Source organism: Clostridium pacaense (genome assembly GCF_020709765.2).
GTDB lineage: Bacteria > Bacillota > Clostridia > Lachnospirales > Lachnospiraceae > Enterocloster > Enterocloster hominis.
Window position 1 is genome coordinate 39,901 of sequence record NZ_JAJFEB020000027.1, and the last position, 26,731, is coordinate 66,631.

The following is a 26,731-nucleotide window of genomic DNA, read 5'->3' on the forward strand; positions in this document are numbered from 1 at the left end:
AATCATGCAGCTAATTGAAGGATTTATGGCAGTGCTCCATCCTGTGACCCTGTTTCTTATCATCGGAGGCGTGGTTGCCGGGATTGTCTTTGGCGCCATACCGGGCTTATCGGCATTTACGGCGCTGGCATTGTTCCTGCCGATTACATTTGGCATGGAACCGGTTAACGGCATTGCGTTTTTGATTGCTATCTATGTGGGCGGTCTCTCAGGAGGGCTGATTTCAGCAATCCTCCTGGGGATTCCCGGAACCCCGTCCTCCATCGCCACCTGCTTTGACGGCTATCCCATGGCCCAAAGGGGGGAAGCTGGCAAGGCTTTGGGGACCGCCATTGTTTTCTCATTTGTGGGCGGCATATTCAGCGCCCTGGTCCTGACTTATCTGGGACCGGCCATTGCGGGGGTGGCGCTGAAGTTTGGGCCGTATGAGTATTTTGCCGTAATATTGTTTGCGCTTACCACGGTGTCCGGACTTTCAGCAGGCAATATCAATAAGGGACTCCTGTCCTGCCTCCTTGGCATCGGGTTTTCCTTTGTGGGTATTGACCGCCTTAGTTCCTATACCAGGTACACGGGCGGTATATCCAGCCTGGCTGCGGGATTCAACCTGGTTCCGCTGCTCATCGGCACCTTTGCGGTATCCCAGATAATCGATACCGCCGCCAAAGGCCCCACGGCCATACAGAGGGCGCCGTCCGCCAAGGTCAAGGGGGTTGGGTTAAGCTTCAAGGAATTTGTATATCAGCTGAGAAATGCCATCCCCGCGGCGTTCATAGGCCTGGCAGTGGGGATACTTCCCGGGATCGGTGGGAATGCCTCCAACCTCCTGGCGTATGCGTTCTGTAAAAAACGTTCCAAATATCCGGAAAAGTTCGGAACCGGGATAATGGACGGCATCGTGGCATCGGAGACAGCCAACAATGCCACCATCGGAGGCGCCCTGATTGTCCTTCTGACCCTGGGCATCCCTGGGGATAATGCCACCTCCATGGTGCTGGCCGGATTCCAGATCCACAGCATCACCCCCGGCCCGCTGCTGTTTAAAACAAGCGCAGCCCTGGTCTATGCGCTGTTTGCGGCATTTATCATCGCCAACCTGGTGATGATGGTATCCGAGCTTCTGGGGCTTCCGTTGTTTTCCAAGGTCTTAAGCATTCCAGGCTCCTATCTGCTGCCTGTGGTGATTGCCTGTTGTTTTGTGGGTTCATTTTCAGCCAACAACCGTATTTTTGATATACTGGTCATGGTCATATTCGGGCTGGTGGGGTATATCCTTAAGCGCTGGGAATACCCGTTGGCGCCCATGGTGGTGGGATTCATCCTGGCGCCCCTTCTGGAGGAAAATGTAAGACGTTCCCTGATGCGCACCGAGGGCAGTTTCCTTCCCATCCTGTCATCCCCCATTGCCCTGGTGTTCTTCATCCTGACAGCGGTCATGGTGGTGCTGTCTGTGCGAAGCGAGCTGAAGGACAGGAAAAAAAGACGTGGGGTGACGGCCCCATAGAGGAGGAGACGGATATGGATAAGCAGTTATACTATGATGATTTACCCTGGAAGGATGGCCTGGATTCACAGGCCATCCGGCTTTTATTAAAGGAGGAGGCAGGGAAGGACAGACATAAGATCGTGGTTTTGGATGACGACCCCACGGGCGTGCAGACCGTACATGATGTTCCTGTGTATACGGACTGGAGCCGTGAGAGCATCCGCCGGGGATTCCTGGAACAGGGGAAGATGTTCTTCCTTCTGACTAATTCCAGAAGCTTCAGCGAGGACCGGACCCGGCAGGTACACCGGGAAATCGGGCAGGGACTGGCGTCGGTAAGCCAGGAACTGGGAACCGGATTCGTGGTGGTCAGTAGGGGGGACTCCACCCTCAGAGGACATTATCCCCTGGAAACCCAGGTGCTTAAGGAAACGCTGGAAGCCTGCACCGGGGAGGAAATCCACGGGGAGATAATCTGTCCCTTTTTCAGTGAGGGCGGCAGGTACACATACGGGAATGTGCATTATGTGAAAGAAGGGAACCGGCTCATCCCGGCAGCCATGACGGAATTCGCAAAGGACAAGACCTTTGGCTACCGGTCCTCGGATTTAAGGGAATATATTGAAGAAAAAACCAAGGGGACATACAAAAAGGAAAATGTGGCGTGCATATCCACCGGACAGCTGAGGGCCATGGATTTGGACGGGGTGGAACAGCAGCTGATGTCGGTGGCGGGATTTGGGAAGGTAGTGGTGAATGCGCTGACCCCCCTGGACCTTAAGGTGTTCTGCATTGCGCTGTACCGGGCAATGGGACGGGGCAAAAGGTTCCTGTTCCGGACCGCGGCAGGTTTTGTGAAGGAATTTGCGGCAGTGGAGGACCGGGGGCTTCTCACCGGCAGGGAGGTCATGGGAAGCGGCAGGGCGGTCATGGGAAAATGCAGCGGGGCAGGTGGTTTGATCCTAGTGGGGTCCCACACACAGAAAACCACGGCACAATTGGAAGCTTTAAAGGAAGTGCCGGGAATCCGGCTGATTGAGTTCGACTCAGACAAGGTGACGGATGATGCCGCCATGGAAGAAGAAATCAATTCAGTCATAAAACAGGAGGAGGCATACATCAGCCAGGGGATAACCGTTGCTGTATATACCAGGCGCCGCCTCCTGTCCGTAAAAGGCGATACGCCGGAACAGGCGCTGGAACGTTCGGTCAGGATATCGGAGGCGGTACAGCAGCTGGCAGGACGGTTAAGGACGGCTCCCGGTTTTATTGTTGCAAAAGGAGGCATTACATCCAGCGATGTGGGCACAAAGGCGCTTCATGTAAAACGCGCCTGGGTCCTGGGGCAGATAGGGCCCGGCGTGCCAGTGTGGCGGACCGGGCCGGAAAGCAGGTTCCCCGGCATCCCTTATATCATTTTCCCGGGGAATGTGGGAGGGGATACTACGCTGCGGGATGTGGTGGAAAAACTTATGGGCTAAGTGTCCGGGAATTCAGCAGCCTATTCCTCATGTGAGGCTGACGGCGCAGGAGGCGCTGCCTCGGACGGCGTGGCGGGTACCAGGGGATCCTTTGTCTGGTAAAGACGTTTCCATTCCTTGGTGCCCTCCACTTTTACTGTCTCGCTGCGGTTCATGTTCAGGAACTTCACAAGCTCGTAGCAGCTGACCCATATCTCATTGTTGCTCTCTTTCTGGGATTCGTCAAATATCAGCTCCAGCCCGAAGTGGAGGTGGGGCTCATCGATATTGTTGGTGTTCTCGGTGCGGCTGTATCCGGTGCGCCCAAGATACCCCACCACATCCCCGGCCTGGACCACGGACCCTTCCTTAAGGCCTGACTGATAGGGATAGTTCTTCCGCAGATGGGCGTAATAGTAGTAGCGTTTATGGTCAAAGCTGCGGATGCCCAGCCGCCAGCCGCCGTACTGGTTCCAGCCCATGGCTTCCACGTAGCCGGATTCCACCGCAATGACAGGGGTGCCCACCTGTCCCATCATATCGTGGCCCAGGTGCTGGCGTTTGAAACCATAGCTTCTGGATACCCCGAAGTCGTCAAAGTCGCTGTAGGGAAACCCTTTTGCAATGGGGGAAAATGCCTTCAGCCCGTATTTGGTCACCCAGACAGTGGCAGGGTCGCCGGGAGCGCCTCCGGCCACACCCGAGGGAAGATAGGCCGCAGGCGCCTCGCTGGACGGTATTTCAGCCTGGAACTGGCCTACCATGCCGTCTAACACGGCGCCGTAAGCTTCCCTGTAGTAAGTGTAATATTTCATGTCTTTTGTCAGTTCTTCCATGGTGGTCTCACCGGTTTTCAGCTTCTCAGCCGCGGCTTTCATGTGCTCCGGCTTATATTTGCTGAAGTCACCGCCGTACCTGGCCCCAAGATAAGCTAAAAGGTCCACCCAGTTCAGGTGCCTTTCTGCCTGGCAGGTGTCCACATCGTAGCGGAAGGCCTGGTTCATGGCTTCTGCGGTCACATGGAACTCCACCCACTTGATATACTCTTTTTTCTTTTCCTCCTTGCTGTCCTGGCCAGGGGTCCCAGCGTCCTCCAGAGGATTGATATAACCTGCAAGCCTGGCGGCCTGGCTCATCACGGCCTGGCCCGGGTCTGTCCTGTACAGGAAAATGCTGAGACACAGCACGCTGAGGGCTGTCATTTCCACATAGATGACAGTCTTTGTACTGATATGTAAATGCTTCCTGAGCATGTCGATGAATTTCATGATATACCGCCTCCTGACAAGGGGCCCCATATGAAGGGCTTCTATGTTAATTTTATGATGGTTTGGGCGGGAATATGACCGTGGCCCCATACCCCGGCACAGGGGAGGCGGGGAGGGGAGAAAGTTCAGATGCACCCTGGATGTTGTGAAATACGTAAAAATCAGAGAGGACAAAAGAAAAAAATATACAAAATGCATAATTACTATTGAATAATACCGTAAACTATGCTAGAATCATGATTGAAAATGTGTAAGCGGTTACCTATAGGAGGGAGCATGTTGCCGAATCCTCCAAATTAATTGAAATACGTCTCATAACTGCCATTTTACTCAGTAAAATTACAGGAGGGGGACGATTTTAAACGAAAATGTGTAAACGGTAACATATGTAAACGCTATCATAAAACGGATGACAGGAACGGTTGCAAAGATAGAATTAATATATAGATGGAATTATTACAGAAGGGGGAGAGGCTGATATGACAATATCCGATATTGCAAGGCTGTCAGGGGTTTCGGTTGCAACGGTATCGCGTGTGATTAACAACAAAGGCTATGTGAAGGATGAGACCCGCAAAAAGATTGAAGCAGTAATCGAAGAGCATGGATACAGGCCCAACGCAGTGGCCAGGAGCCTGACGCGCAATGACACTTCCATGATTGCCGTAATCATGTCAAACAGGCTCAATCCGTTTTTTGCCAATGTGCTGGATGCCATTGAGGAGCAGGCAGCCATGCAGGGATACAGTATCCTGTTCTTCAATACCTCTGAGGACAAGGAAAGGGAGCGGAATGCAGTGGCCCAGGCCATGGAACACCGGGTGTCGGGAATCCTGCTGCTGCCGGTCATTGAACCGGATGCGCGGACGGAGGAGCTTCTGTGGAATGCAGAGGAATCCGGGATTCCGGTGGTCCTGATTGACAGGGATTTCCAGGACGGTGATTTTGACATCGTGCTCATAGATAATAAGAAAGTGGTGTATGACGGTGTGGAACTGCTGATTGAGTCAGGGCACCGGGATATAGGGATCATCACCTGTCCGGAAGTGGTGAAAAAGGGCAGGACAAGGCTGGAGGGATACATCCAGTGCCTGAAGGACCATGGGCTTAAGATAAGGGATGAATATATCTACCCAGGCGATTTTGATGAAAAAAGCGGATACCAGGCATGTGAAGCCTTCCAGGGGCTTGCCAATCCGCCCACGGCCGTGCTGGCAACCTGCAGTTCCTGTACCCTGGGCTGCATCCGCTTTATGAATGAGCATAACCTGCTGCCCGGGAAGGATCTGGGGCTGGTGGGATTCGATGATATTTCCCTTCTCAATTCCATTGGATATGAGCTCACCGTCATGGACAGGCCCATGCAGGAAATGGGGGAGATTGCCTTTGGGCTTCTGACGGACCGCATGAAGGGGCCGGATACGAAAAAACGCCGCAGGGAAGTGATGCTGCGGACCAGGCTGATCATCCGCGGCAGCGAGAAGTGGCAGGGCGCCCCGGAGGCTGTATTTTAATTAGGAGGTTTGTTTATGACGCAGGGAATTGAAGAAACCATCAAAGGCATATTATCGGATCCAAGGCTTACATATCCCCAGAGGCTGACAGCCCTGGCCCAGGCGGCCGAGAACACGCCGGACCCGGTGCCCCTTAGCAGGGAGGCCCAGTGGTTTGTGGACAAGGGCATTGTGTTTGACATGGGGGAGGGCAATGCGCCCTACCGTCCAAGGTATGTGCTTCCCGACTATGATAAATTCATGAAACAGGGCAGCAGGTTCCTGATGCTTAACCCGCCCCGGGACATATGGGACGCGGTGTCCAACCTTTTAATCCTTTACAGGCATGTGCCTTCCGTCATCGGGGGTCCTGTGTACATCGGCCATATCGACCGGCTGCTGGAGCCTTTTGTGAGGGATGAGGAGGAGGCCAGGCATGCCATCCGTATTTTCCTGACCCATGTGGACCGGACCATCAGCGATTCATTCTGCCATGCGGATATCGGTCCTTATGACACAAGGGCGGGGAGGATCATACTGGAGCTGTCGGCGCAGATGCAGCGTCCGGTTCCCAACATGTCCCTGATTTATAACGGGCATACCACGGATGACTTTGCCTGCATGGCCATTGAGACAGGACTTATCACCGCAAAACCCAGTTTTGTCAACGATGCCATGTATACGGCTGACTGGGGACCGGATTATGCCATTGTGAGCTGCTATAACGCCCTTCCCATCGGCGGGGGCGGCCTGACCCTTGGAAGGCTGGACATGAGGGCCCTTGGGGAGGCGGCGGAGGGCAGGGAGCATTTCCTTAATGAAATGCTGCCGGCAGCAGTGGCCGCCCAGTGTGAGCAGATGGACAAACGGGATACATATATATTTGAGGAGGCGCGGTTCCTTGAGAATACGTTCCTCAGTGATGAAGGGCTGATCCATAAAGATAAGTTCGTGGGCATGTTCGGGCTGGTGGGGCTGGCTGAGTGCGTGAATACGGTGTTAAGGCTCCAGAAGCCTGAAGAGCGCTATGGCCACGGCAAGGAGGCAGAGGACTTCGCGCTTATGGTCCTGGACCGGATCCATGACCAGGTGGCTTCCTACAAGCCCAGATACGGCAGTTTTGCAATGCACGGCCAGGTGGGGATTTCCACGGATACCGGGGTGACCCCCAACACCAGGATACCGGTGGGGGAGGAGCCGCCGCTGCCAAAGCAGCTTATGTTTACCGCCAGGACCCAGAAGCATTTTGCGGCGGGAATCGGCGAGCTGTTTCCATTTGAGGAAACTGCAAGGAAGAACCCCATGGCGGTGCTGGATATCATAAGAGGCGCTTTTGATGAGGGGATGCGGTATTTTTCATTCTATTCCAGCAATTCCGATGTTGTGCGCGTAACCGGATATCTGGTGAAACGCTCGGACATGGAACGGTATGAGGCGGGGGCGGCCTGCCTGGGCAATTCCACCGTGCTGGGAAGCGGGGCCAGCAGGGGACTTCATATATTTGAACGCAGTGTGAGGAAGGTCTGATTGGTCCGGTTTTGTGCGGATGCCATAAGAGGAAATTCATCTAAGAAACCGGGGGTTTAACATGGGAAAAAAGATATTATACAGCTGTGACACGGGAATCGACGACGCGTTGGCCATTGCCTACCTTCTGGCCCAGAAGGAATGCGAGGTGGTAGGGATAACCGTATCCTACGGCATGGGGCATATCGGCAATGTGTACCGGAATACCAAGGCGGTGCTTAAGCTGTTTGGCAGGGAGGATATTCCTGTGGTCATGGGAAGTGAGACGCCTCTGAGCGGCATTCCCAATGATTACAGCGGAGGAAGCCGTTTTCACGGGTGCGAGGGCCTTGGGGGCGTGCTGGGACCAAGCAGCCCTGAGGACTGTGCAGGGGCAAGGCCGGGGGAAGCCACGGACTTCATCCTTGGTATGATTGAGCGGTACGGCAGGGAGCTGTACTGGGTTACAAGCGGTCCCCTTACCGACATTGCCAGGGTGCTGAGAAAGGACAGTGCCACAGCAGGGAAGGCTGGGGCTGTCTATGTGATGGGAGGGGCCATTGCCTCCCCGGGCAATACCGGAACGTATACGGAAGCGCTCAGCGAGGCCAATGTAAGGCTGGACATCCCGGCCACGGCCGAGGTGCTGGATTCCAGGCTGCCGGTTGTGCTGGTGGGGCTGGACGTGACGCGCAAGACACTGTTCAGCTTTGAGGACCACGAACGCTGGCGCGGCATCGGCACCAGGAGCGCCCTGTTCCTGTACGAGGCCCTGAAGCATTATCTGGGCGCGTACCAGAAGTTCCATCCATATCTGGGCGGATGCGGGCTTCATGACCCGCTGGCGGCCGTGGCGGCCGTGCATCCGGAGATACTGACCACCATTCCCATGCATATGATGTGCTTTACGGAAGGCCCGCAGGCAGGGAAGACAACGGAGAACGTGCTGCGGTGCAATGACAGGAAGTATGAGATGAGTGCAGCGCTGTTTGTGGACGTGGAGGCATTTTCAGAGGAATTCTTTGGAAAAGTGGAAGCGCTTTTGCGGGAACATTAAAGCGGGGCTTGGGGATAGCCAGGGAGGAGTGTGTATGGACCGGATCTATGTGGCTGGATTTGATGTGTTTTATCCGGACTGGAAAGAAAAACGGTATTTTGTGTACCAGGAGCTGTGCAGTAAATACGGATTTGAGATGCAGGCCCAAAAGGCTGCTGCTGATGAGGGGAAGACACTGGGGGAGCGGATATTCCTTAAGAATATCCATTACCTGGACAGCTGTGATTATGTGGTGGCCAACCTCAATGCCTTCCGGGGTATGGAGCCGGACAGCGGGACCTGCTTTGAAATCGGGTATGCCTATGCCCTTGGGAAAAAGATATATGGCTATCTGGATGACGGGCGGACCATGCTTGAGAAGGTGGGGGCCAGGGCTGACGCAGACGGATTTACGGTGGAGGATTTTGATTTGCCGGTGAACCTGATGCTTGGCTGCAGCATGACAGTGATACCGGGGGACCTGGAGCACTGCCTGAAGGAAATCCGGGAGCGGGAAGAGGCGGAAAGGAGAAACTGATGGAACATTTGCTGGAAGTAAAGGACGTAACAAAGATTTATGAAGGCGGCGTGCTTGCCAACCACAATGTGAATTTCACGGTGGACGAGGGTGAGATCCATGCGCTGGTAGGCGAGAACGGGGCAGGTAAAAGTACGCTGATGAAAATGCTCTACGGCCTGGAGAGCATTACCTCCGGCCATATCTACATGAAGGGGCAGGAGCTGAAGCTGCAGTCCAGTAAAGAGGCGATTGAACACGGCATCGGCATGGTGCATCAGCACTTCATGCTGGTGGATTCCCTGACAGGGGCGGAGAACATGATGCTGGGACTGGATAAGACCAGCTTTGTATCCAACAAGAAGCGGGACATCCAGATTACGGATGAGGTGGCAAAGAAGTATAATTTTGAGATTGACGCGTCCAGAAGGGTCAGGGATATGAGCGTGGGGATGAAGCAGAAGCTGGAAATCCTTAAAATCCTTTACCGCAGCGCCAAGCTGATCATCCTGGATGAACCCACCGCCGTGCTGACGCCCCAGGAGACAGAGGAGCTGTTCGAGCGCCTGCTGGAACTGAAAAGCCGGGGCATGACCATCATTTTCATATCCCATAAGCTCAATGAGGTGAAGCGCATCAGCGACAGGATCACGGTCCTTAAGGGCGGGGTTACAAAGGGTACATATCTGACCAGGGATGTGTCGGAGGAAGACATATCCAACCTGATGGTGGGCAGGGAGATATCCTTTGAGTATGATAAGGAAGATGTGAAGCCGGGGGAGCCTGTGTTAAAGGTGGAGAACCTGGTATATGTGGACAAGTTCAAGATTCCCAAGCTTTCGGGCGTAAGCCTTGAGGTGCACAAAGGGGAAATCGTTGGGATCGCAGGCGTGGAGGGCAACGGACAGAGCGAGCTGATTTCCATCATAACAGGAAACATGCGCGCCTTGGAAGGGAAGATATCCCTGAACGGCAGGGATATAACCCACGAATCTGTTACCAATATCCGTAAGAATGGCATGTCCCATGTGCCGGAGGACCGTATGATTGAAGGGTGCGCCCCTGAGATGAGCCTTCAGGAAAACCTGATTGTCTCCAACATCGACACCTTTGCCAATAAGTTCGGCATGGTCCAGGCGGGCCGGGTAAAGGAGCACTGCCAGGAACAGATCAAGGAGTTCATGGTCAAGACAAAGGATGAAAACCAGTCCATCGGAAGCCTGTCAGGCGGAAATATCCAGAAGGCCATTGTGGCAAGGGAGTTTAAGGCGCCCAGCGACCTGCTGGTGCTGAACCAGCCCACCCGCGGCGTGGATGTGGGGGCCATCTCCTTCATCCATTCAAAGATTCTGGAAATGCGCAGCCACAACAAGGCCATCCTTTTATCGTCAGCAGATCTGAATGAGCTGATTTCCCTGAGTGACCGGATTCTTGTCATGCATAAGGGAAAGGTGGTGGGTGCCCTTAGCAACGCGCCAAAGGTAACCGAGCAGGAGCTTGGGCTCTACATGCTTGGCCTCAAAAAGCAGGAGGGGTTGGGATAAATCATGGAGAAAATAAAATCAAATAAAAAACGATTTGACATAATGGATTATTTCAGTGTCATGAGAATCGGCGCAGCCCTGCTGCTGTCCATCCTCATTGTATTTACCATCATCTTCTTTGTGAGCCAGACACCGGGTCTTGCCATCCAGAAGCTGATGCTGGGACCATTGGAGACAAAGAGGAGCTTCTTCAACGTTGTGGTGCGGGCAATCCCCCTGGTGTTTACCGGACTTGGCCTGACCCTGTGCTTAAAAAGCGGTATCTTCAACATCAGCTCTGACGCATCCTTTTACATGGGAGCTGTTGTTGCCAGTGCAATCGCCATTGCCTGCCCCCTTCCAAACGGCCTGCACCAGCTGGCCCTGATCCTGGCGGCAGCCGTGGTGGGCGGCGTGATTTCCATGCTTCCTGTCATTGTGAACAAGTATACCAAGGTAAACCCGGTGGTGCTGGCCATCATGGCCAATTCCATCTTCTACTATTTCGGGCTTTCCATCATCAGTTCCTTTTTCCTTGAGAAGAGCGGAAGCTGGGGAAGCTATAAGTTCCCGGACCATGCAAAGCTGGGAACCATGATTAAGGGCACCACCCTCCACTATGGTTTTGTCATTGTCATCGTGGTGACGCTGTTCGTCATCTTCCTGATGAACAAGACCTCCTTTGGATATAAGGTGCGTGTGACGGGAAGCAATCCTGCGTTTGCAAAGGCTTCCGGCATCAAGACTGGTTTTGTCATCCTGATGGCGCAGTTTATCGGCGGGGCCATTGCAGGAATGGGCGGGGCCATTGAGATTGTAGGTGTCTATAAACGTTTCCAGTGGCAGTCCCAGACCGCCTATGTGTGGGACGGACTTCTGATTTACATGCTTGCCAACGGCAACCCCACCTTCATACCCCTGACCGCGTTTTTCATTGCGTACCTGAGGGTTGGCGCTGAAATCATGTCCAGGTCCACGGACCTTGACCCTGAGATTGTAACCTTCTTACAGGGAATCATCATCCTTCTGGTTGCATCCCAGCGGTTCCTGTACTTTATAAAGAAGCGGCACGACCAGAAAATGTCCCTTAGACAGGCAGAAGCAGAAGAAGGAGGTGCAGCGGCATGATGGAGTTCTTTTTATCACCGACATTCTGGAAAACAGTGCTGGCAAGTACAACACCGGTTATGCTTGCAACTCTTGCAGCCAATATGATGACAAAGTCAGGCATATTCAACCTGGCAATCGAGGGAACCATGCTGATCTGCGCGCTCACCGGCGTCATTGCCAGCGCGTTTACGCAGAACCTGTGGATCGGCTGCCTGACGGCCGTGGCCATGGGCGTGATCATTTCCTTCATATTCGGGTATTTTGCCCTGGTCATGAAAGGTGCCATGAACGCCTGCGGTGTTGCGGTGAACCTGATAGCAACCGGAGGGACCGTATTCGTGCTGGTCATGCTGACCGGAAGCAAGGCAAATTCCAGCGCGCTGAAAAGCCTTACCTTCCCGGTTGTGAATATCCCGGTGCTTAAGGACATCCCGGTTCTGGGAACCATATTCTCCGGGCAGAACCTGGTGACCTACATAGCATGGGCCATTGTGGCAGTGACGGCGTGGATGCTCTATAAGACAAAGCTGGGCATCAACATCAGGGCCGTGGGTGAGAACCCGGCGGCTGCCAAGGCCGCGGGACTGAGCGTGTTAAAGCACCAGTTCGCAGCCCTTGCCATCTGCGGCGTATCCTGCGCATTTGGCGGCATGTACCTTTCCATGGGCGCCCTTAAATCATTTACAACCGGAATGGTGGCGGGAAGGGGATATATGTCCCTTGCAATGGACGCAATGAGCCAGGGCAATCCCATCGTGGGCTGCTTAAGTTCCCTGCTCTATGGATTTTCCGATACCATTACCGTGTACTTACAGCTTTACAGTAAGATAGACCTGAAACTGATAGAAGCGTTCCCATACCTGTTCATCATTGTTGTGCTGGTAATCATCCAGTCCATCAGGAAGATGGTGGCGCGCAGAAAAGAGAAGCTTGCAAGCCTGGAACAGTTACACTCTCAACAGGCCGCATGATAAATAACAAGGAGGACAATGAAAATGGCACAGGAATATTATGATCCGTGGTCAAACACAAGAACAAAAAATGGTCTGGAGGCAGACCTGGTTATCTCGGCAATGCAAAAATGCATCAGAAGGGCAGAGGAGGACACGGCCCTGCGCATGGCATATGAGCTTTATATCACATCCACATTCCATGAGGAGAAGATGTGGAACCGTCTGCTGGTAATCTCCGTGGAGGATGTGGGCTTCGGTGACACCCAGGCCCCTGTATTCGTAAAGACCATGTACGACCTTCACAAGGAGTATGCATATATGGACGGCGACAGGCCCATCTTCTTCATGCACGCAATCCGTTATATGTGCAGATGCCAGAAGGAGCGCTCAACCGACCATATCAAGAATATCATCATGAGGGAATTTGAGGCAGGATATGTTCCTGAGATTCCGGAGTATGCAATCGACATGCATACCATTAAGGGCAGGGCAATGGGAAGGGATGTCTTCTATTTCCTGGATGAGGCCAGCAAGGTACAGCCCCTCTGGGATGAGTATGATGATTCCTACCGTTTAAAGCTTTATGAAATGTGTAAAAAAGAAGCAGAACAGAAAAAGGAGGACAAGTAATTATGAAGAACTGGAAGAGGATTGCAGCACTGGCAATGTCAGCCGTAATGGTGGGCGGAATGCTCACGGGCTGCGGCGGAGGCGGCGGCTCCACAGAGGCGGCCAAGGACAATGGGACAAAGGCAGAGGCTGGCGCAGAAGCCGGCAAGGACGCAGGAGAAGCGGCTGCTGACAGCGGGGAGAAGAAGCAGGTTTATGTATTCATCCGTGACAGGGGCGACCTGTCTTACTGGGACAGCATGGCGGCCGGAGGCGACCGCTCAGTGAAGGATTATGCTGACAGGGCGGATGTGCATGTGGTGGAGACCACCGCTGACCTCCAGGCAAACCTGCAGGCCATGTATGAGGCGGCTGACAAGGGCGCTGACCTGATCATCACTGCTTCAGATTTCAAGGACAACCTGGTGGAGGTTGCCAATGAGTATCCTGACATTGCATTTACCATTATCAGCGAGGACGTAATCGACCAGTGTGAGAACAACAATGCGTACGGTGTTGACTTTGCCACAAGCCAGGCAGCTTTCCTGGGCGGCATTGCGGCGGCTGATATTGCTGCCAACGGCGCAGAGGGCATGGACCCCACCAATGTAATCGGATTTATCGGCGGCATGGACGAGTCCCTGGTCATCCAGGAATTCCTGTGGGGCTATATCCAGGGTGCCAAGTACTACAATCCTGACATCAAGATTGTATACAACTACGTAGGCGCATGGAACGATCCTGACACAGCCAAGACACAGGCCATGACCCAGTACAATGATGCTGGCGCGGATGTGATTTTCGCATGCGCAGGAGGTTCCGGCAACGGTGTCCACAATGCTGCAGAAGAGGCCCAGAAGTTTGTAATCGGCGTGGACAGCGACCAGTCCCTGCAGTATGTGGATGACAAGGCCATCCAGGAGAAGTTTGCCACATCCGTCATCAAGGAAGTGGGCAATGCCGTATACAATGTAATCGGCGAGTACCTGGACAACGGCACACTGCCATTTGGCGAGTATGAGATCCTGGGTCTGTCCGACGGCGCTGTAGGCATCGTGGAAGGCGACCAGTTAAACGGACTTCTGTCTGATGAGGGCAAGGCAAAGTTAGAGGAAGCAAAGGCCGGAATCGCAGATGGCTCCATCGAGGTTAAGAGCGCCATCGGCAAGGGACAGGATGAGGTAAAGGCATTTATTAATGAGAATTGCCAGTAAGAGGTGAAATTGGTCCGGGGGTACTGGCTCCCCGGACCTCCCTTTTGGGAGGAAGTTTGGATTTGGGCAGGCAGCCCCTGGTACGGCCCGGCGTAGATGCGCCGGGCGGCACTTGGGGCTGCCTGCCCTTTTTGGTTCTGTAATATGGTGCCGGGGAGTGGGTTGACGGAAAGCAATTTTCAAACACGCCCTAATCCTCTGACAATCCGTATTCCTTATATAATATCTTCCGGGCAGACGGACTGCTGGCAGCCAGCCTGGCATCTCCGACCCGTCCATCCTTGAACAGTCTGTCCATCAGGGTGGCAAGCCTGTGCTCTCCTTCGATTTTCCCATCGTTAATCAATTCATCTATGGCGATACACACATCGGTTCCCTCCTTTGTATCATTTGAAGATGTTTCCAGAATTTTCAGCAGCCGTTTCTGTTCACCTAAAAGAGTAAGCATGGCCAGCATGGAATCGTCATCCATATCCAGCAGGTCCTTTTGGTGCTGCTTTGCATATCCGTAGAACTTCTGTTTATCTGTATTATATTTTAGCATAGAGAATACGTGCTGTAAACTGGTGCAGAAATGCTCGGGATGCTCTATGTTGGACGCATCAATCAGATTAATCCGGTAGTCGGGAAGCACCTGCTTTAAAGCAAGGGTTTCTTTCGCGGATGCATCCAGTCCCAGCATGTCATAAAGGGATCTGGGTCCATCCCAGGGTTTGGAGCCGTGATACAGGATAAGGGAAACAACGGGCATCAGCCTGTCCTCCCTGGTGATTCCTGACAGGAACCCGCCGCCATCCAGCACATCGCCACGGCTCTTATGGGCCTGCTTCAGGCATTCCATCTGTTCCGTATAATCCAGCGCGTCATACATCATGTTCCTCACCGGCATGCCGTAATGGATGGTATCCTGGTTTTCCTCGGCAGCCAATATGAAATATGCCCCAAAGGAGGCCTTTTTAATGATATCCCTCCTGCGTTCCACCACGCGTTTCTTCCCATCCTTATCCAGGATTACAATTCCCTGCTCATTGGGCACGTCAGACAATTGTTCCGGCCTTAAAACCTGCCGGCCTCCAAATACGGTTCCATTATAAAAATCAGCGAAACGCGCCGGATGGTTCAGCAGCTTCCTCATGTACAGGTTCCGCTCTGCCACGACATCACTCCTTTTCAGTTTTATAGGTTAATGGGTATCGGTAAGGGTAACGATGGCAGAACCGCCAGAGTATCCCAGATCAGAGCTGTTATCAAACATGCTCCGGCAGGACAGGAATATCCTGCGTTATGGAAATCATAGCACAGGATGAAGGCAGATACAAGGAAGGATTTATATCTGTTTCCTAAAATAAATATAAAGAAATATAAATCCACAACTGCCTGGAAAATCCCTTCCGCACAAATAATACCAAGAATTTACAAAACTTCTCTTATGGAATTTACATTGATTCTTTAGGATAGAAAAAGACAAGATTGTGAAAACAAGGAGGAATCAAATCAATGAGGAAATGTGTGAAACGCATATTGGCTCTTACAACAGCAGCGGTGGTTGCGTCATTGGCAGGCTGCGGCGCATCATCCACACAGGGAACGGACGGACAGGCAGCAGCAGGCCAGACCAGCCAGGAAAGCCAGACCACCCAGCAGGCCCAGGGCGGGGAACGTCCTGCCGATGGAACCGCGGGCAAAAGTACGGATAAGACAGTGATTGAGTACTGGCACTGCAATGCAGAGACCCAGGGAGGGCTTACGGTTGATGAGCTGGTTAAAAAGTTTAACGAGGGCAACGACCATATTGAGGTGGTGGCAAAATATAATCCGGATATGTATAAGGGACTGATGCAGAACCTACAGGCAGAGGCAGCAGCAGGTAATTCCCCGGCCCTGGTGCAGATTGGATGGGCATTCCTGGACTATTTTTCCAATAACTTTTCTTATGTGTCACCTCAGGATGCAATTGACATGTATGACACGAAAGATAAGACCTTCCTTCAGGATAAATTCCTTCCCAATGTACTGGGACTGGCAGTGGACAGTGAGGGTTCCCAGGTGGGGATTCCCTACTCCCTGAGCAATCCCGTGCTGTATGTCAATAAGGATATACTGAAGGAAGCAGGGCTTCCTGAAGAGGGGCCTGCAACATGGCAGGAGGTCAGTGAGTTTGCGGCAGCGGTCAAGGAGAAGACGGGAAAGTACGGATTCTATATGCAGGAACCTGCGGATTTCTGGGCACAGCAGGGCCTGATTGAGAGCAATGGGGCAAGGATGCTGACTGTGAACGGCGAGGGGAAGAAGGAGGCATCCTTTGCAACACCGGAAGGAATAGAGGCCATGCAGCTGTATGCGGATATGGTGAAGGATAAGACGGCCCTTCATATCTCATGGGAAGAAGGCTGCCAAAGCTTTATTGACGGAAACTGTGCAATGCTCTATACCACCATCGCCAGAAGGGCCTCCGTGCAAAAGGGCGCCCGGTTCGATGTGGCAACGGTCAAATCCCCTGTATGGGGAACCAGGGAACGCATGGTGCCTGCCGGAGGCTGTTTCCTGGCCATAACGGCTCAGGGCGAAGACCAGATAAAGGCAGCATGGGAATTTGAGAAATACCTTTACAGTGTGGAGTCCATGGCTGCCTGGACCGAGGGGACAGGGTATGTTCCTCCAAGGAAGGACGTGGCAGAGGCGGAGAACGGGCTGAAGGATTTCCTGGCGGAAAACCAGATGATGACAGCGGCCATTGAACAGATGGACGGAGTTGTGCCGTGGACCGCGTTTCCGGGGGATGCCGGACTTCAGGCGGAGCAGATGCTTTTGGATATGAGGGACCAGATTCTTGGCGGACAGGTAACTGCCCAGGAGGGAATGACAAGCACCCAGGATGCCATCAACCAGCTGCTTCTGTCCCAGTAGGGCAGATACGTCCGGGACGGCAGAGGAGCAGTTACCGGAACGGTTGTCTGACAGTTTCAGGACCAGCAGCCGCAGGGGCAGTGCAGCACACAGACAGGTTTTCAGGCAGATACCTTCCAGGAGGTATCTGCATCATTTGTATATGGAGGTAGAAATCATTGAATCGTGAAGAAAAACGGCAGACCATCCTGGGATATGTATTCCTGGTCCCATCCCTTGCCGTGTTTGCCGTATTTATGTTTTATCCGCTGTTTTATACCATATATCTCAGCTTTTTCGAGTGGAACATGGTAAAGCCGGTGAAGAAGTTCGTGGGCCTGGCAAACTACATATCCATTGTAAAGGACCCGAATTCCTGGAGGATTGCGGGAAATACCGTATTGTATATATTGATTCTCCTGGCAGTGAATTTTGTATTGCCCTATATCCTGTCCTTCATCCTCTCCGCGGTCATCCGGAAAGGCCAGGGATTTTATAAGGCCGTATTCTTCCTGCCCAGCGTCATCTCGCTGGTTGTGGGTTCAATCCTTTATATCTGGATCCTGAATCCGATTTCCGGGCCTGTGGCCCTTGTGCTCAAGGCGTTTGGCCTGTCCCTGCCCTTCTGGTCCAAGACAGAAGGCTGGGTCATTGCGGTGCTGAGCCTTGTGACCTCCTGGAAGGTGTTCGGATATAACTTCATCATCATCCTTGCAGGCGTGTCCGGCGTATCGTCCGAAGTCATAGAGGCTGCCAGGCTGGACAATGTGCCCCTGTGGAAAATATTTAAGGATATGGTGGTGCCCATGAGCTCCGCCACCGGAATCTACGTATTCATAACCACCATTGTCCAGGGGCTTCAGTATGTGTTCACCCCCATCAAGGTGGTGACCCAGGGAGGACCTAATTACGCCAGTTCCAATATGATTTACATGTCCTACCACGAAGCATTTACCCTGTACCGTACAGGCACGTCCTCTGCGGTTTCCGTGATTACCATGGTATTATTCATCCTGCTTCTGGTGCTGGAGTTCCGGTTTGTGGAGAAAGGGGTATATTATGAAAATTAGGGAAATGCAGCCAGGATGGCATCTCCTTCTTCTGGGGGCGGTGTTCCTGCTTCTGATGCCCATCCTGTTCGCACTGTCCAATTCCTTTAAGACAATGCAGGACGCGTTCAACACCGTGTTCCAGATCATACCGGCCAAGCCCACCCTTCAGAATTACATCCACGTATTCAGCAAACTTCCTTTCCTGCGGATTACGGCCAACACATTCCTGATCGCATCCACGGTCACGCTGTTTAAGACCGTGACCAGCCTGTTTGCCGCGTATTCTTTTGTATATTTTGATTTTAAAGGAAAAGGGGTCCTGTATTTCATCATGCTCAGCACCATGTTCATCCCTTTTACGGTAACAATGATACCTAATTACCTGATGATATCAAAGGCAGGGCTTAGTGACAGGATATGGGGTGTGGCGCTTCCCCAGCTGGCGGATGTGCTGGGAATCTTTCTTCTGCGGCAGTCCATCCGGGGGATTCCCAGGGCGCTGATAGAGGCCGCCAGGATGGAGGATATCGGGAACCTGAAAATCATGAAGGACATTGTCATACCGCTGGTACGGCCCTCCATCATCTCGACCGGAATCATATTCTTTATTAATTCCTGGAATGAATACGTGTGGCCGGTATTGATCCTCAAATCAAAAGAAAATTATACACTGTCCCTGGCATTGCAGATGTATATCAGTTCGGAAGGCGGGACGGAATTTACCATTGCCATGGCCGTGTCGGTCATGACCATGATGATCCCCCTTGCCCTTTATATCGTGTTCCAGCGTTATATCATCAATACCTTTGCCATGTCCGGCATTAAGGGATAAAAGGAGGAAGCAGATGAAGAATATTGTATTTGAGCATGTTGACAAAGCTTATGATAAAAATGTGATTGTCAAGGACCTGAACATGGAGATAAAAGAAGGGGAACGCCTGATCCTTCTTGGGCCGTCGGGGTGCGGGAAGTCCACCACCCTGCGCATGATTGCCGGGCTGGAAAAGCTGACAAAGGGCAGTCTCTTCATGGACGGCCGCCTGGTCAATGACGTGCCCTGCGGGGAACGGGGAGTATCCATGGTGTTTCAGAACTATGCCCTTTTCCCTCACATGACCGTGAGGAACAACATCATTTATGGGCTTAAGGCACACAAGATGGAACAGAAGGAAATTAAGGCCAGGCTGAAGGACGTGGTGGAAATGCTGGATTTAAAAGGGCTGGAGGACAGGAAACCTAAGGATCTGTCCGGCGGACAGCGCCAGAGGGTGGCCCTTGCAAGGGCGGTTGTCAAGCGTTCGGCCTATTTCCTTCTGGATGAACCGCTGTCCAACCTGGACGCCCAGCTCAGGCTGCGGGCCAGGAAGGAACTGGTGAAGATCCATGAGACTTATGGACAGACCATGATTTATGTGACCCATGACCAGATAGAGGCCATGACCGTGGGGCAGAGGATTGCCCTGATGCATGAGGGGAAGATGCAGATGCTTGATACCCCCTCGAATGTTTACAACCGTCCGGCCAATGTGTTCACGGCACGCTTTATCGGCTCGCCTTCCATGAACATCGTGGAGTCCTCTTATATAAAGGGGACACTGGTCATTGGCCGTCAGAGCATACGACTTCCCGGGATGTGGTGTGCCCTGGCAAAACAGAATCCGTCGGGCCGCCTGTACTTTGGCATCCGGCCTGAGCACATGGTACTCAGCGGGAAGCCGGAGGATAATGCCATTGCTGCCACGGTGAAGTACGTGGAGGATTATGGGAACCGTTATGGGGTGTACGTGGAGGCGGACGGCATGGAGCTCATTGCTGTCAGCGAAGGCAATATACCGGCTCCCGGCCAGAAGGTATATATTATTCCGGACTTTGAACGGATCCACCTGTTCGACCGTGTCAGCCAGATATCCCTTGGATACCCGGAACAGATTAAAGCAGCCAATGCCCCCTATATTGTACAGCCGGAAGAAAAAACAGGTAAAGGAGGCCAAAACCATGGCTTTGTTAATCAGTACCAATATGTATGAGGCAGGGGAACTGGAGAAGGTGCTGTTCTATCTGGACCGCTATGAAGGCAGGCTGGGGGTGGAACTGTTTCCCATGTTTCATGAAGAGGGGTATGAAGGACTGCTGCAGAAATGCCTTCCGGAACTAAAGAAAGTGCCGGTCAGTTTCCATGGACCATACTACGGGGCGGAGCACAGTGCTGCCAAGGACACGGAGGAGTACAGGAGGACCATGGATATGACGGCCGCCACCCTTAAGTACGGACAGATGCTGGACAGCCGGTATATGGTATATCACCATAATAACTGCCGGGTACAGGAAAAGGACGGGATGATACGGACTGCCTGCGCCAATTACCGGAGGGTTGGGGAAATGGCCCGGGCCTGCGGCATTCCGGTAGTAGTAGAGAATGCAGGCGTCATCAGCAGGGGAAATATGCTTTTGGATGAAGATGCGTTTATCCGGGTGTGCAGGGAGGAAGGCTATCAGGTACTGATTGACATCGGACACGCACATGCCAACGGATGGAACCTGCCCCGGGTCATGAGTGAACTTCAGTCCCGGATTGTGGCATACCATCTGCACAACAATGACGGGCTTCACGACAGCCACCAGAGGTTGTGGGACGGGACGCTGGACGTGGAACGGTTCTTGGACAAGTGCATGGAGCTTACGCCGGAGGCGGACTGGGTATTGGAATACTCGGCCGGGACCTCATGGGATGAAGACGGGATCTGTGAGGATATAGAGAGGCTGCTCAGCATTTTTTGAAATAAGATTAAAATCAGGTGGAAAAGAGCATGGCTTTTTTGTATAATGAAGACAGTTTGAATGTTAAAACAGGAGGTCTACATCATGCAGAATTTTGAATTTTTCACCCCGACCAGAATGATATTTGGAAAGGATACCCATCTTCAGGCAGGGAAACTTGTAAAAGAGTATGGATTTAAGAAAGTGCTGGTGCATTTTGGCGGAGCCAGCGCCAGGAAGACAGGGCTGTTGGACGCGGTCCTGGATTCGTTAAAGGAAGAGGGGATTGAGTACGTGACCCTGGGCGGCGTACAGGCCAACCCCACCCTTTCCATGGCAAGACAGGGAATCGAACTATGCCTGAAGGAAAATGTTGATTTTGTGCTGGCGGTCGGCGGCGGAAGCGTCATTGACTCTTCCAAGTGTATTGCGGACGGTGCAGGCAATCCGGATGTGGATGTGTGGACTTATTTTAAGCACGAGGCCGTTCCGCAGAAAGCGCTTCCCGTGGGGACCATCCTGACCCTGGCCGCCTCAGGCAGCGAGATGAGCGCATCCTGCGTCATCACCAATGAGGAAAATGGTTTTAAGAGGGGCTTTAACAGCGTCACACACCGTCCCCTGTTCTCCATCTGTAATCCCGAACTGACCTACAGTGTGAATAAGTACCAGACCGGGTGCGGGACCGTGGATATCATGATGCATACACTGGAGCGGTATTTCAGCCAGACAAAGGATACGGACCTTACGGACCGGATTGCGGAGGCATTGCTTAAATCCACCATTGAAGCCGGCAAGGCTGCGGACCAGGATCCTGAGGATTATGAGGCCCGCGCAACCCTTATGTGGGCGGGCAGCCTTTCCCATAACGGCCTGACCAGCGCGGGCAGGGATTTCCTGATGCAGGTGCACCAGATGGAGCATGAGCTTTCCGGCATGTACCCAAGGATTGCCCATGGCGCAGGACTTTCAGCCCTGTGGCCTTCCTGGGCAAGGTTTGTATGTGTCCATGACGTGAACCGCTTTGCAAGGTATGCCGTCAATGTGTGGAACATTGACATGGACTTTGAACACCCCATGAAAACCGCCCTGGCAGGAATCCAGGCAACCGAGGATTTCTATAAGAGCCTTGGCATGCCGGTATCCATAAGGGAACTGGGCGTGGAGCCGGAAAAGATTGAGGAGATGGCGGACAAGTGCACCAACATGGGGACACGCAGGCTGCCTGGAATTGTTGAACTGGGCAAGGAAGAGATGATCCAGATTTACAGGATGGCAATGGACCCGGAGACATCCGGTCCGGTTACCATATATGGATAAGCGGTAAAAAGGCATAAATATGGACTGCGGGCTTATTGGAAAAGCACGCAGTCCGATTTTATTTCCGCAGTATTGCCGCCCTGACCCGCCCCCATAAGCTGGTATGGGGAAGGATAAGGTGAGGGCTGTGACCTTGGCAGACGCGGATGGAGAAACGGACCTTGGCAGCCTTACAGCGCAATGATTTCCCCATCCTCCGGAACCAGCAGGTTCCCATGGTAATACTCCCTGCCCTCAGCTGTATATAGTTTCTTGCGCTGGGCCAGGTCCTTATCCTCTGTATGCCACAGTACCAGGTTGGGGATGCGCAGGCTTTCGGCCAGTTCACAGGCTTCCTTTACCGTGCTGTGATGCTTTTCGTATGGCTCGAATATCTCCCTGTCGCGGTACAGGCAGAAGGCCTCGTGGAGAAGCCAGTCACTGCCCTCCACATAGGGTCGGCATTCCGGGTTATAGGGTTCGTCCCCTGCGCAGGTGAACCTGCGTCCGTTCTTTAAAATGGTGGTAAAGCCGAACTGCCTGGCCTTGGTGGAAAGGATGTCAAAGAAGGTTACGTCATAGTCCATGATGCGGACCGTCTCGCCATCCTCCACGGGCACCAGGAAGATACGGCTGCCGATCATCTTGTAGAACTTGGCCTGCATGGTCAGGCGGCAGATGGTGGATATGGTGTCCACCAGGCCCTGATGGCAGTAAATCCGCAGTTCGCCCTCATATCTGCCCTTTCGCATGGCAGTGGCAATCATGCGCACCATCCATACAATCCCCAGTATGTGGTCCGTGTGTTCATGGGTCACGAAAATGTTGTGGATACGGCACAGATCCACATCCATCTCCTCAAGGATTCGCAGGATGCCGTTGCCCCCTCCTGCGTCCACCATGAAAAATCCATCTCCCTCCCGGATGGCAAAACAGGTGTTATAGCAGTGCACTGCCTGGGCATTGCCTGTTCCAAACACGTATAATTCTTCCATAAATTCCCGTCTCCTTTGAAAAAATTTAGATATTCTTAATCAATATTAACCCTTTGTTCAGCTGGAAAAACTTTTCATTTAGTTAAGAATATGTTACTATAACTTTAAATAAAATGCAATTGTGATTGGGGAGAATATGACAATGAGGGATTTGGCATATCTACAGCTTCTGGCAAAAGAATACCCTACGGTAAAGGCGGCGACCAGTGAAATCGTGAACCTCATGGCAATCTGCAGCCTTCCAAAGGGAACGGAATACTTTTTCAGCGACCTGCACGGGGAATATGAGGCATTCATCCACCTTCTCCGCTCGTCCTCGGGCATTACCCGCGAGAAAATCAAGGATACCTTCGGACACCTGATCCCGGAAGAGGAACAGGTGCAGCTGGCCAATCTGATTTATTATCCGGAGCGGAATCTGGGAAGAATGATAAAGCAGGGACATTTTACCGAGGACTGGCAGAAGATAACCATCTACCGCCTGGTCCAGAGCTGCAAGGAGGTATCCTCCAAGTACACCCGCTCCAAGGTGCGCAAGAAAATGCCCATGGAATTTGCGTATATCATCGATGAACTGCTCCACGTGGACTATAATGATGACAATAAGAAGTTATATTACAATGAAATCATCCATTCCATTATTGACAACGGCATTGCGGACAAGTTCATCATTGCGCTGTGCCATCTGATCCAGAACCTTACCATTGACAATCTGCATATTATCGGGGACATCTATGACAGAGGCCCAAGGGCGGATATCATCATGAATGAGCTGATGTGTTTCCATGACGTGGACGTGCAGTGGGGCAACCATGATATTTCCTGGATGGGAGCCGCCACAGGCAACCTGGCCTGTATCTGCAACGTGCTGCGCATTGCAATCAGCTACAACAGCTTTGACGTGCTGGAGGACGGCTATGGCATCAACCTGCGCCCCCTGTCCATGTTTGCGGCCAAGGTATACCAGGATGACCCCTGCACCAGGTTCATGCCCAAAATCCTGGACGAGAACATCTATGACGCCGTGGATCCCGGCCTGGCAGCCAAGATGCACAAGGCCATTGCCGTCATCCAGTTCAAGGTGGAGGGGGCCATGATACGCCGCCATCCTGAATATGAGATGGATGACCGGGTGATGCTGGCCAATGTAAACTATGAAGATGGGACAGTGGCCATTGACGGCAAGGAGTATCCCATGATGGATATGAACCTCCCTACCGTGGACCCTAAGAATCCCCTGGAACTGAGCCGCGGGGAAAAGGAGCTGTTGCGGACCCTTCAGGCATCCTTTAAGCACAGCGGGCTGCTCCACAGGCATGTGCGTTTCCTCTATTCCCACGGAGGCATGTATAAATGTTACAACTCCAATCTTCTGTACCATGGCTGCATCCCCATGAAGAAGGACGGTTCCTTTGACACCATAACCATAGACGGCGTTTCCTATGGGGGGAAGTCACTGATGGATTATTTTGACAGGCAGATGCAGAACGCATACTTCATGCCTGAGGGGGCAGAGGGCCGGGAGAGGGCCGTGGATATGATGTGGTATCTCTGGTGCGGGGCCAAGTCCCCGGTGTTCGGCAAGGATAAGATGACCACCTTCGAACATTATTTCGTGGCGGAAAAGGCAACCCATAAAGAGGTCATGAACCCCTACTACCAGTTAAGTGTAAAAGAGGAATTCTGCAACAGGCTGCTGGAGGAATTCGGCCTTCCCGTGGAGGGTTCCCATATCATCAACGGACATGTGCCTGTGAAATTAAAGGACGGCGAAAAGCCCATGAAGGCAGGCGGGAAGCTGTTCATCATTGACGGAGGGCTGTCAAAAGCATATCAAAGTACCACTGGGATTGCAGGATACACCCTGATTTATAATTCCCATCACCTGGCCCTGGCGGAACACATGCCCTTTGACCCGAAGAAAGAAAGCACACCCAAGGTATCCGTGGTGGAAAAGGTAAAATCCAGGGTCATGGTGGCTGACACGGACAAGGGACGGGAACTGAAAGGACAGATTGCGGACCTGAAGGAACTGGTGGCTGCCTACAGGGAAGGTACTATAAAAGAAAGGGTTGAGTAATGAACAGATTAGAATTTTTGCAGGGACTGAAAGCTGAACTGGAGGGGCGCGTGCCCCATTCCATCATTCAGGAGAACCTGAGATATTATGATTCCTATATATCGGATGAGGCCGCCAAGGGGCAGGCCGAGGAGGATGTGATTGAAAGCCTGGGCGGCCCTAAGATCATCGCCAGGACCATTGTGGACGCGGCCCTGGACACCGAAGACAGGCCGGATGGCTTTGAGACGTTTGGTTCAGGTCCTGCCTTTGATGAGGCGCAGGGAAGCTATACCCAGAGGGAAACAGGAACGCCCCACGGCAGGCAGACAGACCCCCATGTCCACTATGTGGACTTCAGTAAGTGGTATGTGAGGCTGATTGCCGGCCTGGTGGTGCTGCTGGTCATATTCCTGATCATGACCGTATTCTTCGGCATCATGGGGCTGGCGGGATGGATCCTGTCCTATATCTGGCCCATACTTTTAATCATGATGGTGGTGTGGATGTTCAGGGGGCCTCACAGATAAGAGAATCGGTAATGGCATAGGTGAAGACATAGATAAAGACATTGGCGCTGAGAGAATCTCCCGTCCCTATATTGACAAATATGTGAATTAATTATATACTCTATCTTAATAAATGTAATAATTACGTAACATATTGAATGGGAATATAGAGGATAAGGTAAGGAGAGTTTCAGTGGATTTTGGTGGATTTTGTAAAGGGATGTTGAAATTAGCAGGGGCATTATGCCTGTGCACGGGGCTGGTGCTTTCCTGTCCAAAGGACAGCCAGGCAGCAGCCAGGCAGGCCGAGGTGAAGACACGTTCTTCCTATGTGGTTAAGATAGAAGCCCCCAGCGTGGATGTCTATACATATGCAAGCGAGTTCTCCGGCAGGCAGGGCCAGGTCATGAGAGGCCAGACCTATGAGGTGCTTTCCAATGCCAACCAGGGCTGGGTGAAGATCAGGACCGGCGGACGGGAAGGCTTCATACGCACCGCAGGCAATGCCACCATAGTGGAAAAAGCCCGTGAATCCGTGGATGAGAACGTCAAAAAGCGCCGTCAGGTAGTGGAGTATGCCATGCAGTTCGTGGGCGGCCGGTATGTGTACGGAGGCGCTGACCCCAACCGCGGCGTGGACTGCTCCGGATTCACAAGATACGTGCTTTCCAACTCCGCATCCATCAGCCTTCCTCATTCTTCCAGGGGACAGTCATCCTATGGAAGGCAGGTATCCGAGGAGGAGATGCAGCCAGGTGACCTGCTGTTCTACAGCGGATCCGGCGGCATCAACCATGTGGCCCTTTATATTGGCAATGGACAGATAGTCCATGCATCCACAGAAAAAACGGGAATCAAGACTTCCCCATATGATTACCGCACCCCGGTTAAGATTGTAAGCCTGCTGTCATAAGACGCAGGCTTTTCTAGTGTGCCGAGCATGGCACTCATCTAGCTGGTGAAAGTCCAGTCGTGGGTATTTACCGCCAAGCGTAGCGA

23 protein-coding genes are annotated in these 26,731 nt (G+C 52.6%); 20 read left to right on the plus strand and 3 right to left on the minus strand.

Translation table 11 applies throughout. The annotated features are described in order from the left end of the window. Positions 1–4: 4 nt before the first annotated feature. Together LK536_RS55630 and LK536_RS55635 are read left to right on the plus strand one after the other, a co-directional pair. The gene (locus tag LK536_RS55630; RefSeq protein WP_227797087.1) at positions 5–1,504 is read left to right on the plus strand and encodes a tripartite tricarboxylate transporter permease; all 1,500 of its coding nucleotides are present in this window, start codon (positions 5–7) and stop codon (positions 1,502–1,504) included. 14 nt (positions 1,505–1,518) lie between these two features. Beyond that, the gene (locus LK536_RS55635; RefSeq protein ID WP_227797085.1) at positions 1,519–2,967 is read left to right on the plus strand and encodes a four-carbon acid sugar kinase family protein; all 1,449 of its coding nucleotides are present in this window, start codon (positions 1,519–1,521) and stop codon (positions 2,965–2,967) included. A 20-nt stretch (positions 2,968–2,987) separates the two neighbouring features. Here LK536_RS55635 and LK536_RS55640 read toward each other — a convergent pair whose 3' ends face one another. Further along, positions 2,988–4,214, minus strand: coding sequence for a M23 family metallopeptidase (locus LK536_RS55640; RefSeq protein WP_227797083.1), 1,227 nt, complete (start codon positions 4,212–4,214; stop codon positions 2,988–2,990). Between the two features lie 479 nt (positions 4,215–4,693). On the opposite strand from LK536_RS55640, the gene LK536_RS55645 reads away from it, so the two are divergent. The 9 genes from LK536_RS55645 (at position 4,694) to LK536_RS55685 (ending at position 14,175) form a co-directional block, all read left to right on the plus strand. After that, entirely contained in the window at positions 4,694–5,728 is a 1,035-nt protein-coding gene (locus LK536_RS55645; RefSeq protein ID WP_008719465.1) for a LacI family DNA-binding transcriptional regulator, read from the plus strand. Between the two features lie 15 nt (positions 5,729–5,743). Further along, positions 5,744–7,234 carry a YjjI family glycine radical enzyme gene (locus LK536_RS55650; protein ID WP_227797082.1) on the plus strand — a complete coding sequence of 497 codons (1,491 nt, stop codon included), beginning with the start codon at positions 5,744–5,746 and terminating at the stop codon, positions 7,232–7,234. 61 nt (positions 7,235–7,295) lie between these two features. Next, entirely contained in the window at positions 7,296–8,270 is a 975-nt protein-coding gene (locus LK536_RS55655; RefSeq protein WP_008719462.1) for a nucleoside hydrolase, read from the plus strand. Between the two features lie 34 nt (positions 8,271–8,304). Further along, positions 8,305–8,787, plus strand: a complete 483-nt coding sequence (locus LK536_RS55660) for a nucleoside 2-deoxyribosyltransferase (protein ID WP_025485754.1) — start codon at positions 8,305–8,307, stop codon at positions 8,785–8,787. Then, entirely contained in the window at positions 8,787–10,310 is a 1,524-nt protein-coding gene (locus LK536_RS55665; protein WP_008719460.1) for an ABC transporter ATP-binding protein, read from the plus strand. Before LK536_RS55660 ends, LK536_RS55665 begins: the two co-directional genes overlap by 1 nt. Before the next feature lie 60 nt (positions 10,311–10,370). Then, positions 10,371–11,417 carry an ABC transporter permease subunit gene (locus LK536_RS55670; RefSeq protein ID WP_506092254.1) on the plus strand — a complete coding sequence of 349 codons (1,047 nt, stop codon included), beginning with the start codon at positions 10,371–10,373 and terminating at the stop codon, positions 11,415–11,417. Further along, entirely contained in the window at positions 11,414–12,370 is a 957-nt protein-coding gene (locus LK536_RS55675) for an ABC transporter permease (RefSeq protein WP_025485756.1), read from the plus strand. Before LK536_RS55670 ends, LK536_RS55675 begins: the two co-directional genes overlap by 4 nt. 24 nt (positions 12,371–12,394) lie before the next feature. Continuing rightward, positions 12,395–12,982 carry an AAA family ATPase gene (locus tag LK536_RS55680; RefSeq protein WP_025485757.1) on the plus strand — a complete coding sequence of 196 codons (588 nt, stop codon included), beginning with the start codon at positions 12,395–12,397 and terminating at the stop codon, positions 12,980–12,982. 2 nt (positions 12,983–12,984) lie between these two features. Then, positions 12,985–14,175, plus strand: a complete 1,191-nt coding sequence (locus tag LK536_RS55685) for a BMP family ABC transporter substrate-binding protein (protein ID WP_227797080.1) — start codon at positions 12,985–12,987, stop codon at positions 14,173–14,175. Positions 14,176–14,365: 190 nt separating this feature from the next. Here LK536_RS55685 and LK536_RS55690 read toward each other — a convergent pair whose 3' ends face one another. Beyond that, positions 14,366–15,331 carry an Rpn family recombination-promoting nuclease/putative transposase gene (locus LK536_RS55690; protein ID WP_227797079.1) on the minus strand — a complete coding sequence of 322 codons (966 nt, stop codon included), beginning with the start codon at positions 15,329–15,331 and terminating at the stop codon, positions 14,366–14,368. A 341-nt stretch (positions 15,332–15,672) separates the two neighbouring features. Here LK536_RS55690 and LK536_RS55695 point away from each other — a divergent pair, with 341 nt between their 5' ends. From LK536_RS55695 to LK536_RS55720, 6 genes are all read left to right on the plus strand, one after another. Continuing rightward, positions 15,673–17,082 (plus strand): ABC transporter substrate-binding protein, encoded by a 1,410-nt coding sequence (locus LK536_RS55695; RefSeq protein ID WP_227797078.1) that lies wholly within the window; start codon positions 15,673–15,675, stop codon positions 17,080–17,082. A gap of 158 nt (positions 17,083–17,240) precedes the next feature. Continuing rightward, positions 17,241–18,131: a carbohydrate ABC transporter permease gene (locus LK536_RS55700; RefSeq protein ID WP_025485761.1), complete on the plus strand. Its 891-nt coding sequence runs from the start codon at positions 17,241–17,243 to the stop codon at positions 18,129–18,131. Further along, positions 18,121–18,945 (plus strand): carbohydrate ABC transporter permease, encoded by an 825-nt coding sequence (locus LK536_RS55705; protein WP_227797076.1) that lies wholly within the window; start codon positions 18,121–18,123, stop codon positions 18,943–18,945. Before LK536_RS55700 ends, LK536_RS55705 begins: the two co-directional genes overlap by 11 nt. Before the next feature lie 13 nt (positions 18,946–18,958). Next, positions 18,959–20,140 (plus strand): ABC transporter ATP-binding protein, encoded by a 1,182-nt coding sequence (locus LK536_RS55710; RefSeq protein ID WP_025485764.1) that lies wholly within the window; start codon positions 18,959–18,961, stop codon positions 20,138–20,140. Then, complete coding sequence (locus LK536_RS55715; RefSeq protein WP_227797074.1) at positions 20,109–20,891, plus strand: sugar phosphate isomerase/epimerase family protein; 783 nt, start codon at positions 20,109–20,111, stop codon at positions 20,889–20,891. Before LK536_RS55710 ends, LK536_RS55715 begins: the two co-directional genes overlap by 32 nt. Before the next feature lie 84 nt (positions 20,892–20,975). After that, positions 20,976–22,190, plus strand: a complete 1,215-nt coding sequence (locus LK536_RS55720) for an iron-containing alcohol dehydrogenase (protein ID WP_025485766.1) — start codon at positions 20,976–20,978, stop codon at positions 22,188–22,190. Positions 22,191–22,360: 170 nt separating this feature from the next. Here the strand turns inward: LK536_RS55720 and LK536_RS55725 are convergent, their stop codons facing one another. Continuing rightward, a complete protein-coding gene (locus LK536_RS55725; RefSeq protein WP_227797072.1) occupies positions 22,361–23,164 on the minus strand; it encodes an MBL fold metallo-hydrolase in 804 nt (267 codons plus the stop codon). Between the two features lie 142 nt (positions 23,165–23,306). On the opposite strand from LK536_RS55725, the gene LK536_RS55730 reads away from it, so the two are divergent. The 3 genes from LK536_RS55730 to LK536_RS55740 all read left to right on the plus strand — a co-directional run bounded on the left by LK536_RS55730 (position 23,307) and on the right by LK536_RS55740 (position 26,645). Continuing rightward, the gene (locus LK536_RS55730) at positions 23,307–25,244 is read left to right on the plus strand and encodes a fructose-bisphosphatase class III (protein ID WP_040380161.1); all 1,938 of its coding nucleotides are present in this window, start codon (positions 23,307–23,309) and stop codon (positions 25,242–25,244) included. Next, on the plus strand, positions 25,244–25,753 hold the full coding sequence (locus tag LK536_RS55735) for an HAAS signaling domain-containing protein (protein ID WP_040380158.1): 510 nt from the start codon (positions 25,244–25,246) through the stop codon (positions 25,751–25,753). Before LK536_RS55730 ends, LK536_RS55735 begins: the two co-directional genes overlap by 1 nt. A gap of 199 nt (positions 25,754–25,952) precedes the next feature. Then, positions 25,953–26,645: a C40 family peptidase gene (locus LK536_RS55740; protein WP_025485770.1), complete on the plus strand. Its 693-nt coding sequence runs from the start codon at positions 25,953–25,955 to the stop codon at positions 26,643–26,645. Positions 26,646–26,731: the final 86 nt, after the last annotated feature.

Coding starts and splice junctions, on each gene's coding strand:
- LK536_RS55630 (WP_227797087.1), top strand. CDS start 5: ATGCAGCTAATTGAAGGATTTATGGCAGTGCTCCATCCTGTGACCCTG.
- LK536_RS55635 (WP_227797085.1), top strand. CDS start 1,519: ATGGATAAGCAGTTATACTATGATGATTTACCCTGGAAGGATGGCCTG.
- LK536_RS55640 (WP_227797083.1), bottom strand. CDS start 4,214: ATGAAATTCATCGACATGCTCAGGAAGCATTTACATATCAGTACAAAG.
- LK536_RS55645 (WP_008719465.1), top strand. CDS start 4,694: ATGACAATATCCGATATTGCAAGGCTGTCAGGGGTTTCGGTTGCAACG.
- LK536_RS55650 (WP_227797082.1), top strand. CDS start 5,744: ATGACGCAGGGAATTGAAGAAACCATCAAAGGCATATTATCGGATCCA.
- LK536_RS55655 (WP_008719462.1), top strand. CDS start 7,296: ATGGGAAAAAAGATATTATACAGCTGTGACACGGGAATCGACGACGCG.
- LK536_RS55660 (WP_025485754.1), top strand. CDS start 8,305: ATGGACCGGATCTATGTGGCTGGATTTGATGTGTTTTATCCGGACTGG.
- LK536_RS55665 (WP_008719460.1), top strand. CDS start 8,787: ATGGAACATTTGCTGGAAGTAAAGGACGTAACAAAGATTTATGAAGGC.
- LK536_RS55670 (WP_506092254.1), top strand. CDS start 10,371: ATGAGAATCGGCGCAGCCCTGCTGCTGTCCATCCTCATTGTATTTACC.
- LK536_RS55675 (WP_025485756.1), top strand. CDS start 11,414: ATGATGGAGTTCTTTTTATCACCGACATTCTGGAAAACAGTGCTGGCA.
- LK536_RS55680 (WP_025485757.1), top strand. CDS start 12,395: ATGGCACAGGAATATTATGATCCGTGGTCAAACACAAGAACAAAAAAT.
- LK536_RS55685 (WP_227797080.1), top strand. CDS start 12,985: ATGAAGAACTGGAAGAGGATTGCAGCACTGGCAATGTCAGCCGTAATG.
- LK536_RS55695 (WP_227797078.1), top strand. CDS start 15,673: ATGAGGAAATGTGTGAAACGCATATTGGCTCTTACAACAGCAGCGGTG.
- LK536_RS55705 (WP_227797076.1), top strand. CDS start 18,121: ATGAAAATTAGGGAAATGCAGCCAGGATGGCATCTCCTTCTTCTGGGG.
- LK536_RS55710 (WP_025485764.1), top strand. CDS start 18,959: ATGAAGAATATTGTATTTGAGCATGTTGACAAAGCTTATGATAAAAAT.
- LK536_RS55715 (WP_227797074.1), top strand. CDS start 20,109: ATGGCTTTGTTAATCAGTACCAATATGTATGAGGCAGGGGAACTGGAG.
- LK536_RS55720 (WP_025485766.1), top strand. CDS start 20,976: ATGCAGAATTTTGAATTTTTCACCCCGACCAGAATGATATTTGGAAAG.
- LK536_RS55725 (WP_227797072.1), bottom strand. CDS start 23,164: ATGGAAGAATTATACGTGTTTGGAACAGGCAATGCCCAGGCAGTGCAC.
- LK536_RS55730 (WP_040380161.1), top strand. CDS start 23,307: ATGAGGGATTTGGCATATCTACAGCTTCTGGCAAAAGAATACCCTACG.
- LK536_RS55735 (WP_040380158.1), top strand. CDS start 25,244: ATGAACAGATTAGAATTTTTGCAGGGACTGAAAGCTGAACTGGAGGGG.
- LK536_RS55740 (WP_025485770.1), top strand. CDS start 25,953: ATGTTGAAATTAGCAGGGGCATTATGCCTGTGCACGGGGCTGGTGCTT.